This window comes from Streptomyces sp. NPDC046881, assembly GCF_040645015.1.
Taxonomy (GTDB): Bacteria; Actinomycetota; Actinomycetes; order Streptomycetales; family Streptomycetaceae; genus Streptomyces.
This window is the reverse complement of record NZ_JBEYXJ010000075.1, coordinates 1-16,574: the sequence shown is the minus strand read 5'-3', so window position 1 is coordinate 16,574 and position 16,574 is coordinate 1. Positions and strand designations below refer to the sequence as shown.

General features: G+C 72.0%; 14 protein-coding genes. 12 read left to right on the top strand and 2 right to left on the bottom strand.

All coding sequences use genetic code 11. The features are described 5' to 3' along the window. Nucleotides 1-95: 95 nt before the first annotated feature. Nucleotides 96-3,350 carry a BTAD domain-containing putative transcriptional regulator gene (locus ABZ923_RS28665; protein ID WP_361476920.1) on the top strand — a complete coding sequence of 1,085 codons (3,255 nt, stop codon included), beginning with the start codon at nt 96-98 and terminating at the stop codon, nt 3,348-3,350. Between the two features lie 73 nt (nt 3,351-3,423). On the opposite strand, the gene ABZ923_RS28660 is transcribed toward ABZ923_RS28665, so the two are convergent. Beyond that, nucleotides 3,424-3,858 (bottom strand): helix-turn-helix domain-containing protein, encoded by a 435-nt coding sequence (locus ABZ923_RS28660; protein ID WP_361476918.1) that lies wholly within the window; start codon nt 3,856-3,858, stop codon nt 3,424-3,426. Nucleotides 3,859-4,075: 217 nt separating this feature from the next. On the opposite strand from ABZ923_RS28660, the gene ABZ923_RS28655 reads away from it, so the two are divergent. The 9 genes from ABZ923_RS28655 to ABZ923_RS28615 all read left to right on the top strand — a co-directional run bounded on the left by ABZ923_RS28655 (nt 4,076) and on the right by ABZ923_RS28615 (nt 13,549). Then, a complete protein-coding gene (locus ABZ923_RS28655) occupies nt 4,076-5,479 on the top strand; it encodes an MFS transporter (RefSeq protein ID WP_361476916.1) in 1,404 nt (467 codons plus the stop codon). A gap of 417 nt (nt 5,480-5,896) precedes the next feature. After that, nucleotides 5,897-7,078 (top strand): acyl-CoA dehydrogenase family protein, encoded by a 1,182-nt coding sequence (locus ABZ923_RS28650; RefSeq protein ID WP_361476914.1) that lies wholly within the window; start codon nt 5,897-5,899, stop codon nt 7,076-7,078. Nucleotides 7,079-7,200: 122 nt separating this feature from the next. Next, the gene (locus ABZ923_RS28645; RefSeq protein WP_361476912.1) at nt 7,201-8,061 is read left to right on the top strand and encodes an NAD(P)H-binding protein; all 861 of its coding nucleotides are present in this window, start codon (nt 7,201-7,203) and stop codon (nt 8,059-8,061) included. 111 nt (nt 8,062-8,172) lie between these two features. Next, entirely contained in the window at nt 8,173-8,661 is a 489-nt protein-coding gene (locus ABZ923_RS28640; protein ID WP_361476910.1) for a pyridoxamine 5'-phosphate oxidase family protein, read from the top strand. A 211-nt stretch (nt 8,662-8,872) separates the two neighbouring features. After that, on the top strand, nt 8,873-9,568 hold the full coding sequence (locus ABZ923_RS28635) for a GAF and ANTAR domain-containing protein (RefSeq protein WP_361476944.1): 696 nt from the start codon (nt 8,873-8,875) through the stop codon (nt 9,566-9,568). Between the two features lie 95 nt (nt 9,569-9,663). Further along, on the top strand, nt 9,664-10,233 hold the full coding sequence (locus tag ABZ923_RS28630) for a TetR/AcrR family transcriptional regulator (protein WP_361476908.1): 570 nt from the start codon (nt 9,664-9,666) through the stop codon (nt 10,231-10,233). A gap of 96 nt (nt 10,234-10,329) precedes the next feature. Beyond that, complete coding sequence (locus ABZ923_RS28625; RefSeq protein WP_361476906.1) at nt 10,330-11,031, top strand: SDR family oxidoreductase; 702 nt, start codon at nt 10,330-10,332, stop codon at nt 11,029-11,031. 130 nt (nt 11,032-11,161) lie between these two features. Next, nucleotides 11,162-12,985 (top strand): ABC transporter ATP-binding protein, encoded by a 1,824-nt coding sequence (locus ABZ923_RS28620; RefSeq protein ID WP_361476904.1) that lies wholly within the window; start codon nt 11,162-11,164, stop codon nt 12,983-12,985. Between the two features lie 75 nt (nt 12,986-13,060). After that, nucleotides 13,061-13,549 carry a GNAT family N-acetyltransferase gene (locus tag ABZ923_RS28615; protein WP_361476902.1) on the top strand — a complete coding sequence of 163 codons (489 nt, stop codon included), beginning with the start codon at nt 13,061-13,063 and terminating at the stop codon, nt 13,547-13,549. A 71-nt stretch (nt 13,550-13,620) separates the two neighbouring features. Here the strand turns inward: ABZ923_RS28615 and ABZ923_RS28610 are convergent, their stop codons facing one another. Then, nucleotides 13,621-14,526 carry a LysR family transcriptional regulator gene (locus tag ABZ923_RS28610; protein ID WP_361476900.1) on the bottom strand — a complete coding sequence of 302 codons (906 nt, stop codon included), beginning with the start codon at nt 14,524-14,526 and terminating at the stop codon, nt 13,621-13,623. Nucleotides 14,527-14,664: 138 nt separating this feature from the next. Between ABZ923_RS28610 and ABZ923_RS28605 the strand changes: the two genes are divergently transcribed. Both ABZ923_RS28605 and ABZ923_RS28600 read left to right on the top strand, forming a co-directional pair. Then, nucleotides 14,665-15,483 (top strand): 3'(2'),5'-bisphosphate nucleotidase CysQ, encoded by an 819-nt coding sequence (locus ABZ923_RS28605; protein WP_361476898.1) that lies wholly within the window; start codon nt 14,665-14,667, stop codon nt 15,481-15,483. Nucleotides 15,484-15,522: 39 nt separating this feature from the next. Continuing rightward, nucleotides 15,523-16,119 carry an NAD(P)-binding domain-containing protein gene (locus ABZ923_RS28600; protein ID WP_361476896.1) on the top strand — a complete coding sequence of 199 codons (597 nt, stop codon included), beginning with the start codon at nt 15,523-15,525 and terminating at the stop codon, nt 16,117-16,119. Nucleotides 16,120-16,574 lie beyond the last annotated feature (455 nt).

Genomic DNA, 16,574 nt, shown 5'->3' with positions numbered 1-16,574 from the left:
CGGGCCGGATTCGGACCTTCGCCCGCACCCCCTTCGGACCGCCGGAGCGCAAAGATTCGGTCAACACTCAGTCACCTTCGAGTTACTGTGATCACATGCGATTCGGGGTGCTGGGTCCGCTGGAGGTGTGGAGCGCCGAGGGAAGACTGGTGCGAGTGCCCGAGGTGAAGGTGCGGACGCTCCTCGCCGATCTCCTGGTCCACCACGGTGAGGCGGTGCCGTCCGGACGGCTGATCGACGACCTGTGGGGGGAGTCCAGCTACACCGCGCGGCCGGCCTCGTCCCTGCAGGCCAAGGTCTCCCAGCTGCGCCGCGCCCTCGACGACGCCGAGCCGGGCGCCCGCGCCCTGGTGGCCCACCAGCCGCCCGGCTACGGCCTGGACGTGCCCGCGGACGCCCTCGACAGCGGACGCTTCCGCGAGCTGGTGGCACGCGCCCGCCTGGCCGGGGACCCCGCCGAGAAGGCCGCCCTGCTGACGGAGGGCCTGGCGCTGTGGCGCGGCGCGGCGTTCGCCGACTTCGCGGACCAGCCGTTCGCGCGCACCGCGGCCGCCGCGCTGGAGGAGGAGCGGCTGGCCGCTGTGGAGGAGTACGCCGAGGCCCGGCTGGAACTGGGCGAACACGGCGCGCTCGCCGGCGAACTCACCCTGTGGGTCGAGAAGTTCCCGCTGCGGGAGGGGCTGCGCGCGGTCCACATGCGCGCCCTGTACCGGGCCGGGCGCCCCTCGGAGGCCCTCGACAGCTACACCGACCTGCGCCGCCGCCTCGACGAGGAGCTGGGACTGCGTCCCGGCCCCGCGCTCGACGCCCTGCAACAGGCCGTGCTGCGCCACGATCCGGCCCTCGCCGCTCAGGCGGACGCCGAGGGACCGGCACGGCCGGCCGCCGCGCGCACCCGCACCAACCTGGGCGCCCCGGTGAGCAGTCTGATCGGCCGGGACGAGGCCGTGGCCCAGGTGCGCTCCCTGGTCTCCGGCCGGCGCCTGGTGACCCTGACCGGGCCCGGCGGGGTGGGCAAGACCCGGCTCGCCACCGCGGCCGTGGGCGGTCTGGCCGGGGAGTTCCCGGACGGGATCTGGCTGGTGGAGCTGGCGGGCGCCGCCGGCCCGGAGGGCTGCGACCCCGCGTGGCCGGCCGAACGGGTGATGGCCGTGCTCGGCATCCACGAGGCCGCCACCACCGACCCCGCCGGAGGCCCGGACCGCAGGCTCGCCGACGCACTCGCCGGGCGGCGGCTGCTGTTGCTGCTGGACGGCTGCGAGCACGTGATCGACGACGTGGCCCGGCTGCTGGGCCCGCTGCTGGACGCCGCACCCGGGCTCCGTGTCCTGGCGACCAGTCAGGAACCGCTGCGCATCGCCGGGGAGACCGTCTGGCCGGTGACCGCGCTGGACGTGCCGGCGCCGGACGAGACCCGGCTGCCGCGCCTGCTGTCGGCCAGCGCCGTACGGCTGTTCGTCGACCGCGTCGCCGCCGCGGACCCCCACTTCGCGCCCGACGAGGCGACCGCGGCGCGCATCGCCGAGATCTGCCGCCGCCTCGACGGCATTCCGCTGGCCCTGGAACTCGCGGCCAACCGGGTCAGGGCGCTGGGCGTCGAGGAGCTGCACGACCGGCTCGACGACCGCTTCCGCGTCCTGACCGGCGGCTACCGGGACGCCCCGCACCGCCACCGCACCCTGCAGGCCACCCTCGACTGGAGCTGGAGCCTGCTGGAACCCCGCGAGCAGACGGTGCTGAGCCGGCTCTCCGTGTTCGCCGACGGCTGCGACCTGGAGGCCGCCCAAGTGGTGTGCGCCGACGACGGGCTGACCCGGCACGAGGTCCTGGACGCCCTGGCGATCCTGGTCGACCGCTCGCTGGCGCTGCGCGGCGACGAGCCGTCGGGCACCCGCTACCGGCTGCTGGAGTCCGTCGCCGCCTACGGCCAGCAGCGGCTGCGCGAGCAGGGCACGGCCGACGTCGCCGGGCGGCACCTGCGGTACTACACCGAGCTGGCCGAGCGGGCCGGACGGCAGCTGAGCGGCGGGGACCAGTGCCGGTGGCTGCTCCGGCTGGACGCGGAGAACGCCAACTTCCGCCGTGCGCTGGACGAGGCCCGGCGCTCCGGCGGCGCCGGCCTCGCGCTCCGGCTCGCCAACTCCCTGAGCTGGTACCGGTTCCTGCGCGGCCGGCTCGGCGAGGCGCGCCGGTCGCTGGCGACCGCGCTGGCCGTCGAGGGCGACGGGGCCTCCGCCGGGCGCGCCGAAGCGGTGTCCTGGCACGCCGGGTTCGCGATCCTGCTGGGCGAGGGCTGGTCCGGCGTCGAACACGTCGTGCACGCCCTGCCCGAGACGGCCCGCACCCCCGGCTCGATCCGCGCCGCCTGGTTCCTCGGCCACGCCCAGCTGAGCGTGGGGGCGCTGGAAGCCGGCGAGGCGAGTGTGCGCCGGGCGCTGGAGGAGTTCCGGGCGACCCGGGACCAGTGGGGTGTCGCGGCCGCCCTGGGCAGCCGCGCCGCTCTGGCCATGGCCCGCGGCGACCTGGACGCGATGCGCCGGGACGCCCTGGAGTCCCGCCGCCTCTTCGTGGAACTCGGCGAGCAGTGGGGGGAGTTGAAGGCCATCGAGGTGCTCGGTGTGTTCGCCGAGATCAACGGCGAGTACGGCCAGGCCGAACAACTGCACCGGGAGAGCCTGCGCATCGCCGAGGCCCTGGAGCTGTGGCCCGAGGTCTCCCGCCAGCTCTCCGGGCTCGGCCGGATCGCCCTGCTGGAGCGGCGCTACCGGGAGGCCGAGGACCTGCACACCCGCGCCCTGCGCCTCGCCGTGGAACAGGGCAACCAGCCGGCGGAGCAGTTCGCCGCGCTCGGCCTCGCCCTCGGCGCCCGGCGCGAGGGGCACCTCGACACCGCCGAGGACCGGCTGCGGCCCTGGCTGTCGTGGAACCGCAGCCGCTACGACGCCCCGGGCCTCGCCCTGGTGCTGGCCGAACTCGGCTTCATCGCGGAGCAGCGCGGCGACGCGGCCCAGGCGTACACCCTGCACCAGGACGGACTGGCCGCCGCCGTCTCCACCGGCGACCCGCGGGCCGTGGCGCTCGCCCTCGAAGGGCTGGCCGGGGCGCACTCGCTGACCGGCCGCTGGAGCCGCGCGGCACGCCTGCTCGCCACGGCCGCCGCCACCCGCAGACTGGCCGGCGCCCCCCAGCCCGCCGCCGAACGGGCCGACGTGGAACGGATAGCGGCCCGCATCCGCCGCGCGATCGGTGACGAGGCCTACGCCGCGCGGTTCGCGGAGGGCGAGAAGACCGACCACGCGTCGCAGGCGGCAGCCGAGGCCGAAGCCCCCCTGCCGCGCCGCGTCCCGTGACCGGCCCCGCCGCTCACCGCACCGCAAGGCTCCCGCGGCCCGGGAGGACCGCGCCGCGGGAGGCTGCCCCGGCTCAGGAGGCCTCCTCGCCGAACTCCGTACGCCCGTCGTACTCGGCGCGGGCCACCGCGATCTCCTCCTGGTGCTCCTCGGTCCAGGCCACCAGCGCCTGGATCGTGTCGTGCAGCGTCACGCCCAGCGGCGTCAGTTCGTAGTCCACCCGGGGCGGCACCACCGGGTGGACCGTACGCCGCACCAGTCCGTCCCGCTCCAGCTGACGCAGGGTCACCGTCAGCATGCGCTGGCTGATGCCCTCGATGCTGTGGCGCAGTTGGGTGAAGCGCAGGCTGCGGTTCTCCAGCAGCGCTATGACCAGGAGCGACCACTTGTCGGCGACGCGGTCCAGGATCTGGCGGACCTCGCAGCCCTCGCGCACGTCCCACTGGAGGATGTTGTAGTCCTCGGTACCCGAGCAGTGCCTCGGTGACTTTAAAGTGCCTTCTTCCATGGGACCTCAGCCTGCCGGATGATTCCGACAGTTACAAGTGGGAACCGGCAGGCTCTCGCGTAACCGGGGTGCGTACCCGCGGAATCGAGCCCTTTCCTCGATTTCTCCGATCCGTGTTCGGACTCCGCGGATTTCCCCCCGGTCCATCCCTCAGACATTCTCAAGGAGACCTTCAGTGTCCACAGTGCAATCCCCATCGGGCGGCGACACCGATCGCATGAGCGGGCGCGCTTGGGGCGTGCTGTTCGTGCTGTGCGGCGCGATCTTCCTGGAGGGCATCGACGTCGCCATGCTCAACGTGGCCCTCCCGTCGATCCGTGACGACCTCGGGATGTCCACCGGCACGCTGCAGTGGGTCATGAGCGCCTACGTCCTCGGCTACGGCGGCTTCATGCTGCTCGGCGGCCGGGCCGCGGACCTCTTCGGCCGGCGCCAGATGTTCGTGTTCTGGCTGGTCGTGTTCCTGCTCTTCTCCGGCCTGGGCGGACTGGCGACCGAGGGCTGGATGCTGCTCGTCGCCCGGTTCGTGACCGGTGTCGCGGCGGCCTTCATGGCCCCGGCGGGCCTGTCGATCATCACCACCGGCTTCGCCGAGGGCCCCCAGCGCAACAAGGCCCTGCTGGTGTACTCCGGCACCGCCGCCGGCGGCTTCTCCATCGGCCTGGTCGTCGGCGGTCTGCTCACCGCGGTCAGCTGGCGCTGGGTGTTCTTCGCCCCGGTGATCCTCTCGGCGGTCATCCTGCTCGCCGCCCTCGCCCTCATCCCCAAGTCGCCCCGCCCCGACCGGCAGGGCGAGCCCGTCGACCTGACCGGCGCCGTCACCGTGACCGGCGCGATCCTGCTGCTCGTGTTCGCCGTCGAGCGCGCCTCCCACGTCGACGCGGTCTGGACGATCGGCACGGTCGCCGCCAGCCTCCTGCTGTTCATCGCCTTCACCGTGATCGAACGCCGGTCGTCGGCACCCCTGGTGCGCCTCGGCCTGTTCCGGCACGGCGGTCTCGTCCGCGCCAACCTCGCCGCGCTGCTCTTCTCCGGCGGATTCTTCGGCTTCCAGTTCATCGTCACGCTCTACCTGCAGGAACTGCGGGGCTGGTCCACCCTGCAGACCAGCTTCGCGATGATCGTGATCGGCATCGACACGGTGCTCTCGCCCACGCTCACCCCCAAGCTGGTCGAGAAGTTCGGCAACGCCCGGGTCATGTTCGGCGGGCTGGTGCTGGCCTCCCTGGCCTACGCCCTGATGCTGCCGCTCCAGGTGGACTGGAGCTACGCGCTGATGTTCCCGAGCCTGCTCGTGCTGGGCCTGGCCTTCTCCCTCGCGTACGGCCCGCTCACCATCGCCGGCACCGAGGGCATCGAGGAGGAGGAGCAGGGCGTCGCCGGCGGTCTGCTGTACACCAGCTTCCAGTTCGGTGCCGCGCTCGGCCTGTCCGCGGCCGCCGCCGTCAACATCGCGGCCACCGACGGCTCCTCGCCCGCCGCGCTCCTCGACGGCTACAAGGCGGCCCTGTTCGTGCCGCTGGTCGCCGCGCTCGGCGCCGCCCTGATCAGCACCCTCGGTCTGCGCAAGCGCGCGGACGACGTGACCGGCGCGCCCACGCCCGCCTCGGTCGAGGTCTGACCGCTCCGGCCACCCCGCCGTACGTCCCGGTGACACCGGACGCACGGCCCCTGTGACACGCCGCCCTGGCCACAACCCCCGTCGGGTCAGGGCGGCGTCTTTTGTGCGTGTCCGGCGGCGCCCGGGGCATTCCGGCACGGGCCCGCCGGCCCGTTTCATTTCCCGGCCGGATATCCCCGGCCGTTTCCGCGGTCCGGCCGTTCCCGGGACGGGGATTACCGAAGACTTCGCGATTACCGGGGTGTGACCGCCCCTGGGGAAGAATGAAGACGCGCGATGTTCCCGGGATATGCCCGGCGGGAAGGACGCGCTTTTCCACGCCTTCGCGGGGGCGATCTGGGCGCCGGCCGGCGCACCGCACGGACCGGACCCCGGGGCTCCCTGCATCCCAGACGACGAGACTGCTCAGGAGGCAGCATGACTACGACGGACAGCGCCGTCGCTTCGGTGCTCGACGAGGTGACGAGCCTGGCCGCGACGCTTCGGGAGAACGGTCCCGAGGCCGAGGAACGCCGCTGGATCCCGGAGGCGAACGTCGATCTGCTGGAGAAGGCCGGTGTCTTCCGGCTGACCGTGCCGCGCCGCTTCGGCGGTCTGGAGGCCCCGGTCGCCGACCAGGTCCGGGTCCTCACCGAGATAGCCCGCGCCGACACGGCCACCGGCTGGGTGTCGATGATCTGGCTCGGCAGCGACTGGATCATCAGCCTGTTCCCGGACCGCACCCAGGAGGAGGTGTTCACGGGCGGCTCCGTCCGGGTCTCCACCGGCTTCACCCCGTCGGGCACCCTCACGCCCGCCGAGGGCGGCGGCTACACCCTGAACGGCACCTGGAAGTGGCTGACCGGCTGCCGCGGTGCCCAGTGGGCCATCCTCGCCGCCCTGCTGGAGGGCCCGGACGGCACCCCGGTGCCGCACGCGGCCCTGGTCCCGGTCTCCGACATCACCATCGCCGACGACTGGCACGCCGCCGCCGCGGCCGGCACCGGCAGCTCCAGCGTGACCGCCGCGAACGTGACCGTGCCCGCCCACCGCGTGGTCGGCCTGATGGACGTGCTCGCCGGCTCCACCGGCGACCGCTCCAACACCGGTGCCGACGGCCGCAACTACGCGCTGATCCCGCTGCTCATGGCGCACGGCGCCGCCGTGTTCCTCGGCATGGCCAAGGGCGCGCTGGAGCTGTTCCTGGAGCGGCTGCCGGGACGCGGCATCACCTACACCTCCTGGACCGACCAGAGCCAGTCGCCGGTCACCCAGATCCAGGCCGCCACCGCCGCCAACAAGATCGCCGCGGCGGAGGCGCTCCAGGAGGGCTGGCTCACGCTGCTGCAGAAGCACGCCGACGCCGGCACCCAGCCCTCCCTGGAGGAGCGGTCCGAGGTGCGCGGCCGGGCCGCGTTCGCGGTCCAGCTGGCCAAGGAGGCCGTCGACGGGCTCTACGAGGCCAGCGGCGCCTCCGTGATCATGCGCGACGTTCCCCTCCAGCGCTTCCACCGCGATGTGCGCGGCCTCGCCCTGCACGCGCTGTACGCGTTCAACTCCAACATGGAGGTGCACGGCCGCTCCCTCCTCGGTCTGGCCCCCGACACCCCCTTCCTGTGATCCGCCCGGCCCTCGGGCCGTCGCACTGAAGTTCCCTGTGCCCGGGCCGCTCGTCCCCGACGGGGCGGGCGGCCCGGGCACGGCCATGCCATGTCCGTACCCGAACACCCCGGGAGACAGCGATGAGCAAGAACACCGGCGACAGCGCTCCGACCGTCCTCGTCCTGGGCGGCACCGGCAAGACCGGCCGCCGCCTGGCAGGCCTGCTGCGCGAACGCGGCGCCCACGTGCGGGCCGCGAGCCGCAGCGGCGACGTGCGCTTCGACTGGGACGACCGCGCCACGTGGGAGCCCGCGTTGCACGGCGCCCAGGCGGCCTACCTGGTCGACATGCAGGACAAGCCGGGGGCCTGGGACGCCGAGCTGCACATCCGTGAACTCGCCAAGCTCGCCGTCGAGTCGGGCGTGCGCCGGCTGGTGCTGCTCCAGGCCCGGGTGACCGAGCCGGTGGGCGGCAAGTCCCTGATCGCCGGCGAGCGCGCGGTGCGGGAGTCCGGCGCCGAGTGGACCGTGCTGCGGCCCAACTGGTTCAACCAGAACTTCGACGAGGGCGTGCTGCTCGACGGCGTCCTCGCGGGCGAGCTGCGGCTGCCCGCCGGCGACGGCCGGGAGCCGTTCGTGGACGCCGACGACGTGGCGGCCGTGGCCGCGGCGGCGCTCCTGGAGGAGGGCCACGCGGGAGAGACGTACGAACTGAGCGGGCCGCGCGCGCTCAGTCTCGCCGAGGCCGCGCAGGAGATAACGAAGGCCACCGGGCGGGAGATCCGCTACGTCGCCGTGGGCCACGAGGAGTACGTCGAGGAACTCGTGGGGTACGACGTGCCCGCCGACTACGCGCGCTTCGTCGCCGACCTCGTCGGCCAGATCCGGGACGAGAAGAACGCCGCTCCCACGGACACCGTACGGCGCGTCCTCGGGCGCGAGCCCCGCGATTTCACGGAGTTCGCCGCACGGGCCGCCGCCGCCGGTGCGTGGAACGTCTGAACGGACGGTATCGCAGGGGTCAGTCGGTCACTTCAAAGTGCCTTCTTCCCTGCCCGGAAAACACCGGGCAAGCTGGCCCGGAGTGAATGAACCGAGATAGGAGCCGTCGTCATGGCGACCAAGGTCGACTCGTTTTCCGAGATCGCCGACAAGTTCTTCGAGTACATCAGTGACATCCGTTACTGCACCATGATCACGGTCGACAAGAAGTCCCGTCCGAGGGCCCGTGTCCTGCTGCCCATCTGGGAAGTCGTCGACGGCAGGCCCGTGGGCTGGCTCGCCGCGTACAAGACGCCGGTGAAGGTGGCGCACCTGGCGAACAATCCCCACACGACGTACTCGTACTGGAATCCCCGGCAGAACGCCGTATTCGTCGACAGTGTCTCGACCTGGGCCGAGGACATGGAGACCAGGACCTACGCCTGGAATCTTTATCAGAAGGGAAGTCCGGCCGGCGTCGGATACGACCCCTACAACTTCTGGAGCGGCGGCCCGGCCGACCCGAAATACCACGTCCTGCGCATCGACCCGTGGCGCGTCCAGGTCCTGCGCGGTTCGGACCTCAACAGCCGGATCTGGACGGACGAGAACCAGCGCTGACCGCGTGACACCCCCCCAGCCCCGCCGGGAAGCGTCCCGGCGGGGCTTCGGCGCGTCCGGGGTGCCGTGCGCCGGCGGGCCGGACGGCGATCGTGCGCAAGGAAGCGACGAGACCGGGGTATCAGCACACCGCGGAGTCGGGTGACTGGGAAGGTGTCGCGGGAGGTGACGGGTGGTGGACCGACTCGACCGTCGTCAGCACGCACTGGACATGATCGACTGGCTGCTGGAGACCGCCTCCCTGCGCGAGTTCCTCCAGCACCTGATCGACGATGCGGTCGGTGCCACGGGCGTGGACGGCTGCGGTGTGACACTGCAGCGGCGTCAGCGGCCGCTGACCGTGGTGAGCACCGGGGGAGTGGCGGACAAGCTGGACGAGAAGCAGTACGGCCAGGACGACGGGCCCTGCCTGCAGGCCCTGCGCACCGGCGAGGTCGTCCACGTGCCCGACGTCCTGGAGGAGACCCGGTGGGGCTCCTATCCGCGCTTCGCGGCCGGCCTGGGCATCCGCTCCTCGCTGTCCCTGCCGATCCCGGCGCGCACCCACACGGCCGGGGCGCTGAACTTCTACGCCGCCGACCCCGACGCCTTCTCCGAGGGCGACCGGCGGACCCTGGCCCTGATCGCCGCGCAGGCCGGCGGCGGTATCGCGCTGGCCCAGCGACTGGCCGACGCCGAGGAGTTCACCCGTGACCTGCAGACGGCGCTCGCGTCCCGCAGCGTCATCGACCAGGCCGTCGGGAGCGTCATGCAGCAACAGCACTGCACCGCCGAAGAGGCGTTCGACCTGCTGCGCCGGCTGTCCCAGGAGACCAACCTCAAGCTCCGTGACGTCTGCACGCGCCTGCTGACCGGCATCGCCGGCCGCCCGCCCACCGAGCAGCCGCCCCTGCGGCCCCGCCCCTGACACCCGCACCGGTCGGCCGGACACCCCTGAGGTCCGTGACCCATCCAGTAAACCGATCGGTTTATACGGCGCCCGATGCGGGTTAACCTCGCGACATGGGCACCGAAGTGAAGTCAACCCCCCGGGAGCGGCTGCTGGAGGCGGCGGCCACGCTCACCTACCGAGACGGCGTCGGCATCGGCATCGAGGCGCTGTGCAAGGCGGCGGGAGTGTCGAAGCGCTCCATGTACCAGCTGTTCGAGAGCAAGGACGAGCTGCTGGCGGCGAGCCTGGAGCGGCGCGCCTCCGCCTTCGTGGCGATGCTCCTGCCCGCCCCGGACGACGGCCGTCCGCCGCGTGAGCGGATCCTGTACGTCTTCGAGCGGGTCGAGCGGCAGGGGGGCGTGCCCGAGTACCGGGGCTGCCCGTACCTGGCCGTGCAGATCGAGCTGAAGGACCGGAGCCACCCCGCGAGCCGGGTGGCCCACCGCGTCAAGGAGGACCTGACGGCCTTCTTCCGGGGCGAGGCCGAGCGCGGCGGTGCGCGCGACCCGGACCTGCTGGCCCGGCAGCTGAGCCTGGTCTTCGACGGCGCCAGCGCCCGCGCGGGGATCGGGGCCGACGACCTCGCCGGCCTCGTCGCCCCCACGGTGGTCACCCTCCTGGACGCGGCAGGGGTGCACTGACGCGCCACCGACCTTTCTCCCTCTGGGCTTGCCCGAGGAAACCGATCGGTTTACCGTGAGGTGAAACCGATCGGTTTCCTAGGTCCGGAGGTAGTCATGACAGCAATCAAGGGCGCCACCGTCCTCGTCACCGGGGGCGGCCGCGGCATCGGCAGGATGCTGGTCGAGGAGCTCCACGACCGCGGCGCCGCCAAGGTCTACGCCACGGCCCGCGACCCCCGTACAGTGACCCACCCCCACGCCGTTCCGCTGGCCCTGGAGGTCACCGACCCCGCCTCCGTCGCGGCGGCCGCCGAGCAGGCCCAGGACGTCACCATCCTGATCAACAACGCCGGCGCCTCGGTCCGCGCCTCGTACCTGGACTCCCCGATGGAGGACGTGCGCCGGGACCTGGAGACCAACTTCTACGGCCCGCTGCTGGTCACCCGGGCCTTCGTGCCGATCATCGAGCGCAACGGCGGGGGCCACGTCCTCAACGTCCACTCCGCCCTGTCCTGGCTGGCCGACGGCACGCCCTACAGTGCCTCCAAGGCCGCCCTGTGGTCGCAGACCAACTCTCTGCGGCTGGATCTGCGGCCGCGCGGCATCGCGGTGACCGGGCTCCACGTGGCCTACGTGGACACCGACATGACGTCGGGCATCGACGCGCCCAAGTCCGACCCCCGCGACGTCGCCGTGGCCGCCCTCGACGGCGTCGAGGCGGGGGCCCACGAGGTGCTGGCCGACGACACCACCCGCTGGATCAAGTCACAGCTGTCCGCCGCCCCGGAAGCCCTCTACGCGCAGCTGGCCGAGTAGTACGTATCGGCGGGCTCAGCGGCGAGCCGCTCGCCGCGGTGTGTCCGGTTCTCGCCGGTCCGCGGTAAATGCCTGGACTGAGAAACTCCACGGACGGGAGACTGCCGACTTCCGAACCTCCGGGAGTGTGATGGGCACGACACAGACGCGGGGACCGGCGCCGGGCAGGAGCGCGGTCGTTCTGGCCCTGCGCCGCTACGGCCGGGAACTGCTGCGCCTCCGACTGCTGACCCTGCCCGCGCTGCTGTTACCGGCCGTGGGCAACATCGGCATCCGCTACATCGCCCCGCTGCTGATCGCCAAACTGGCAGGACAGGCGGCCGGCGACGGCGGTCTCACCCTCGGCCACGCGCTGCCGTACGTGCTGGGCTTCGGCGCGACGCTGCTGCTCGCCGAGGCCGTGTGGCGGATCGGGCAGCACTGCCTGAACCGCGTGGACGCCCTCGGCATGGAACACCTGTACGTGAGCGGCATGGACGAACTCCTCGCCCAGGACGCGGCGTTCTTCCACGACAACTTCGCCGGCTCCCTGACCAAACGGGTGCTCAGTTACGGCAAGCGCTTCGAGGACTTCGTCGACACGGTGACGTACCGGATCGTCGGCAGCCTCGTCCCTCTGCTGTTCGGTTCCGTGGTGCTGTGGACCTACGAACCGATGCTCGTCGTCGGCCTCCTCGTGATGATCGTGCTGACCGTGGTGGCCGCGACGCCCCTGATCCGTCGCCGGCAGCGGCTCGTCAACGACCGTGAGGCGGCGATCGCCCGGGTCTCCGGCCACGTCGCCGACAGCCTCATGAACATGGAGACCATCCGGGCGTTCGCGGCGGAGCGGCGGGAGGCCGACGAACACCGCAGCCGCGTCGCGGACTCCCGGCGCCTGACCCTCAGGTCGTGGGACTACGGCAATCTGCGCGTCGACACCCTGGTCGCCCCCATGTCCGTGCTGACCAACGTGCTGGGTCTGCTGGTCGCCATCGCCTTCGGCGGCTCGGGCCAGGGAGTCGAGGAGATCGTCGTCAGCTTCACCTACTACTCCAACGCCACACAGATCATGTTCGAGTTCAACCAGATCTACCGGCGTCTGGAAAGCTCGATGACCGAGGCCGCGCAGTTCACGGAGCTGCTGCTGGATCCGCCCACCGTGCTCGACCCGGCGACACCCGAACCGCTCGCACCGCGGGACACGGGCATCCGCTTCGAGGCGGTGACCTTCGCCCACACCGGTGCGAAGCCGATCTTCCAGGGCCTCGACCTGGACGTGCCCGCGGGCGCGCGGATCGGTCTGGTCGGCAGGTCCGGCGGCGGCAAGACCACGCTCACCCGGCTCCTGCTGCGGATGTCGGACCTCGACGACGGACGCATCCTGATCGGCGGCCAGGACATCAGCCGGCTGCGCCAGAGCGACCTGCGCTCACTGATGGCCTACGTCCCACAGGAACCCGCCATGTTCCACCGCAGCCTGCGGGACAACATCGCCTTCGCCCGGCCCGGCGCCACCGACGAGGAGATCCACGCGGCGGCCGCGGCCGCGCACGTCACCGAGTTCGCCGACCAGCTCCCCGACGGGTTCGCCACCCTGGTGGGGGAGCGGGGGGTGAAACTCTCGGGCGGCCAGCGCCAGCGCGTCGCCCTCGCCAGGGCCATCCTGCGCGACGCCCCGATCCTGCTGCTGGACGAGGCGACCAGCGCACTGGACTCGGAGAGCGAGCTCCTCGTCCAGGACGCCCTGTGGCGGTTGATGGACGGACGCACGGCCCTCGTCGTCGCCCACCGCCTGAGCACGGTCGCCGGCATGGACCGGCTCGTCGTCCTCGACCGCGGAAGCGTCGTCGAGCAGGGCACTCACGAGGAACTGCTCGCGGCGGACGGCGCCTACGCCAAGCTGTGGCAGCACCAGTCGGGCGGCTTCCTCGGCGAGAGCGCCGAGCCGGCCCTCGAACGCCCGGTCTCGTGAACCGGCCCCCACGGGCCTCGGCCGGGCAGCCGACCCGCCGCACGGAGGAGCTGCCCGGTGCGGAATACTGCCCTGATGAGTTCACGCACCTCCCCGCTCAGCCGGCCGGTCACCATACGGAAGGCCGTCGCGCGGGATGCCAGACGGCTCACGCGTCTCGTGCGTGGCTCGGGAGCCTACGAGGGGAAGTACGCCTCCGCGGTCGCGGGCTACCGGGTCGGTCCCGACTACATCGAGGCCCACCGCACCTTCGTGGCCGTCGGTGCCGGCGAACACGGGGACCGGATCCTCGGGTTCTACTCGCTCGTCCTCGCTCCACCGGAACTGGACCTGCTGTTCGTCGCCGACGAGGTGCAAGGACGGGGTATCGGACGGCTGCTCGTCGCGCACATGCAGTCCGAGGCCCGTGCCGCCGGGCTCGACCGTGTCAGGGTCGTGTCGCACCGTCCCGCCGAGGACTTCTACCACCGCATCGGCGCGGTGCGGATCGGGACCGCACGCGCGAACCCGCCCGCCGTCCCCTGGGACCGTCCCGAATTCGAGTTCCGCATCCCTCCGCAGTGACGCGGAGCGCCCCTTCCTTCATGCGGGGCCCGGCGCCGCTGACATGCCATGGGTGAAGCGGACGGTGCCGGCTACGAAGCTCCGCACGTGGCCAGCGCGGTGCGTGCCAGCCCGCGCAGCCAGGCGTGGGCGTGGTCGGTGTCGTAGCGCTGATGCCACGACAGGTACACCGGCGCCGACGGCAGTTCGAGCGGAAGGGGGAGCACGACCAGGCCGAGGTCGGCGACCGCGGACCGCGTGGTGGCTTCGGGGACGGTGATCAGGAGATCGGAGCCGCGGGCGAACTCCAACGCGGCCGCTTCCGTGGGCGCGGTCGCCACCACGCGGCGGGTGAGGCCGAGCCGTGCGAGGGCGTCGTCGAGGGCATTGCCGAGGTTGCCACGTCGCGAGACGCCGACGTGCTCCGCGGCGGCGTACCGCTTCGCGGTGACGGTCCTGCCGCGGGTGAGGGGGTGCCCCTGCCGCACGACGATGACGAGGCGGGTCTCGCCCACCTTCTCGGCACGGATGTCCGGTGCGCTCGGGCGGGTGGCGTTCGCCTCCAGGTCGACCTCGCCGCGCCGCAACTCGGGTGTGTCGACGCTCGATTCCGCGACGAAGCGCAAGCGCACGCCCGGCGCCTGTTCACGCACGGCCGCGAGCAGTGCGGGGCCGCTCAGGGCGACCAGGGAATCGTGCCAGCGCAGTGTGAACGTGCGCTCCAGCGTCGCCAGATCGAGTTCACGGCTCGGTGCCAGCACCCCCTGGACCTGGTGCAGCAGCTCGTGCACCTGTTCCCGGACGGCGATCGCGTACGGCGTCGGGGTCATCGTGCGGCCGGTGCGCACCAGGATCTGATCCCCGGTCGTGCGCCGGAGCCGGCCCAGACTCCGGCTCATCGCGGGGGCGGTGACGTGCAGGCGCGCGGCAGCCCCGGCCACGCTTCCCTCCTCCAGCAGCGCGTCGAGCGCGGTGAGCAGGTTCAAATCCAATTGCATATGAGTAATCCTAGCCGTGCTTGACATGCATTTGTGGTTAATGAAGGTGCTCTATACCGTCGAGACGAGAGCGCAGGACGGAACGCACACCCTGGCTCGACCGGCCCCAACACCACCTCTGCACACGGGAGTACCGCCATGTCCGAAACGCTTCAGACCGCTGACGTCGCGGCCTCCGACGCCGACCTGCTCCGCCGGACCGCGATCGCGGTGCGCGCGGCCGGTTCGGCGCTGCGCGAGCGCTTCGGCGAGGTGGTCCGCTATCAGACCCGCGAAGAGCTGATGCGCGCGCTCGCCGTCAACGACGACACGGCCCTCGACATCCTGCGCCCCCGTCTCACGCGCCTGCGCCCGGACGCCGGATGGGTGGAGGACGAGCTGGACGGCGGGGCGCTGCCGCCCGGCGAATGGTGGGTCGTGGATCCGGCCGAAGGCAACGTCAACCACCTGCACGCCCTGCCGGAGTGGGCGGTGACCGCCACCCTCGTGCGCGAGAACCAGCCGGTGCTCACCGCGGTCCACCTGCCGTTGACCGGGGAGACCTACACCGCGCTCACCGGCGCGGGCGCCCACCTCGACGGCCGGCCGCTGCGCGTCTCCCGGACCGCGGACCTCGGCCTGAGCATCGTGGCCACCAGCCAGGCCCGGCCGGACGAGGACGAGAAGGTCGTCAGGCGCGTCGGCTCCTCGATCACCGCGATGCTTTTCGACGCGCTCGTCGTCCGCACGGCCGTGCCCGCGACCCTGCACCTGCTGAACGTGGCTGCCGGCCGGATCGACGCCTTCTGGCAGTTCGCCGGCGCCCGCGCGGACCTGCTGCCCGGGGCGCTGCTCGTCACCGAGGCCGGCGGACGGATCTCCGACGCCGAGGGCCGCCCCTGGACCCCGCAGAGCGAGAGCTTCCTGGCCGCCGCGCCCGGCGTCCACGCCGAGGCCGTCGCCACGCTCTCACGCTGAGCGCACACCACCCGCACGCACCGGAAGGACCGGATCACCATGACCACGATCGCAGTTCTCGGCAACGGCCGCGTAGGCGGCAACCTGGCCGCAGCCCTCAGCCGGGCGGGGCATGAGGTCACCGTGGCGGACCGGGCGCCGGGCGCCGCCGCCGACGCCGCCCGGACAGCCCGCATCGTCATCAACGCCACCCCGGGCGCCGGCTCGCTGGACCGGCTCGCCGCCCTGCGCGAGGAACTGCGCGACAAGATCCTCGTCGACGTCTCCAACGCCACCGTCGACGGACCGGACGGACTGCCCGCCGACCTGGTCTACCCCGGCTCGAGCCTCGCCGAGCAGCTCCAGGAAGCGCTCCCCGAAACGCGCGTCGTCAAGACACTCAACACCATGCTCTTCCCGGTGATGACCGCGCCGGGTCTGCTCGCCCAGGCGCCCGACGCCTTCCTCTCCGGCGAGGACGCGCAGGCCAAGCAGACGGTCCGGGAACTGCTCGTCGACCTCGGCTGGCGCACGGAGTGGATCACTGATCTCGGGGGGATCAGGACCGCCCGCGCCACGGAGGCCGCGATCCTGTTCGTGCCGCACGTGATCCGGTCCAGTGGCTTCGCTCCCTTCGCGATCTCGGTCGCCCGCTGACGCCGGCCGCCGCCGGTGGAAGCAGACGCACACCCATGGAGAAAAACTGTCATGGCGAGAGTAGACATTCCGCTGTCACAGGATTAGCGTTGTCTTCGTACCCAGAAGTCGAAGTGGGCACAGCAGGCACGCTGCTGTGCAGGTAGACGAGAAGGACACAGCCCCAGCGGGGTTGTGAGCAGTACCCGCGGTATCCGTGTAATCGAAAGGTAAGGAGCAGAACGCCATCAGGATCGCCCGGGCGAGGAAGCAGTCCGCCCGGGTACCGCAAGGCCCCGGATTGGAAGGTGGTCCCCGGTCACGCATCCGCGATCCCCGCAACCCCGCCCTCCCGGGCGGTACCTGCGGAAAAAGAAGGCCGGCGCAGTGCGCCGGTAGATGGTGTTGAAAGCTCGGGGCCCGGGGGGCGGACATGGCCCCCGGCCCCCCCACCCCCCCCCCACACAACACGTTTA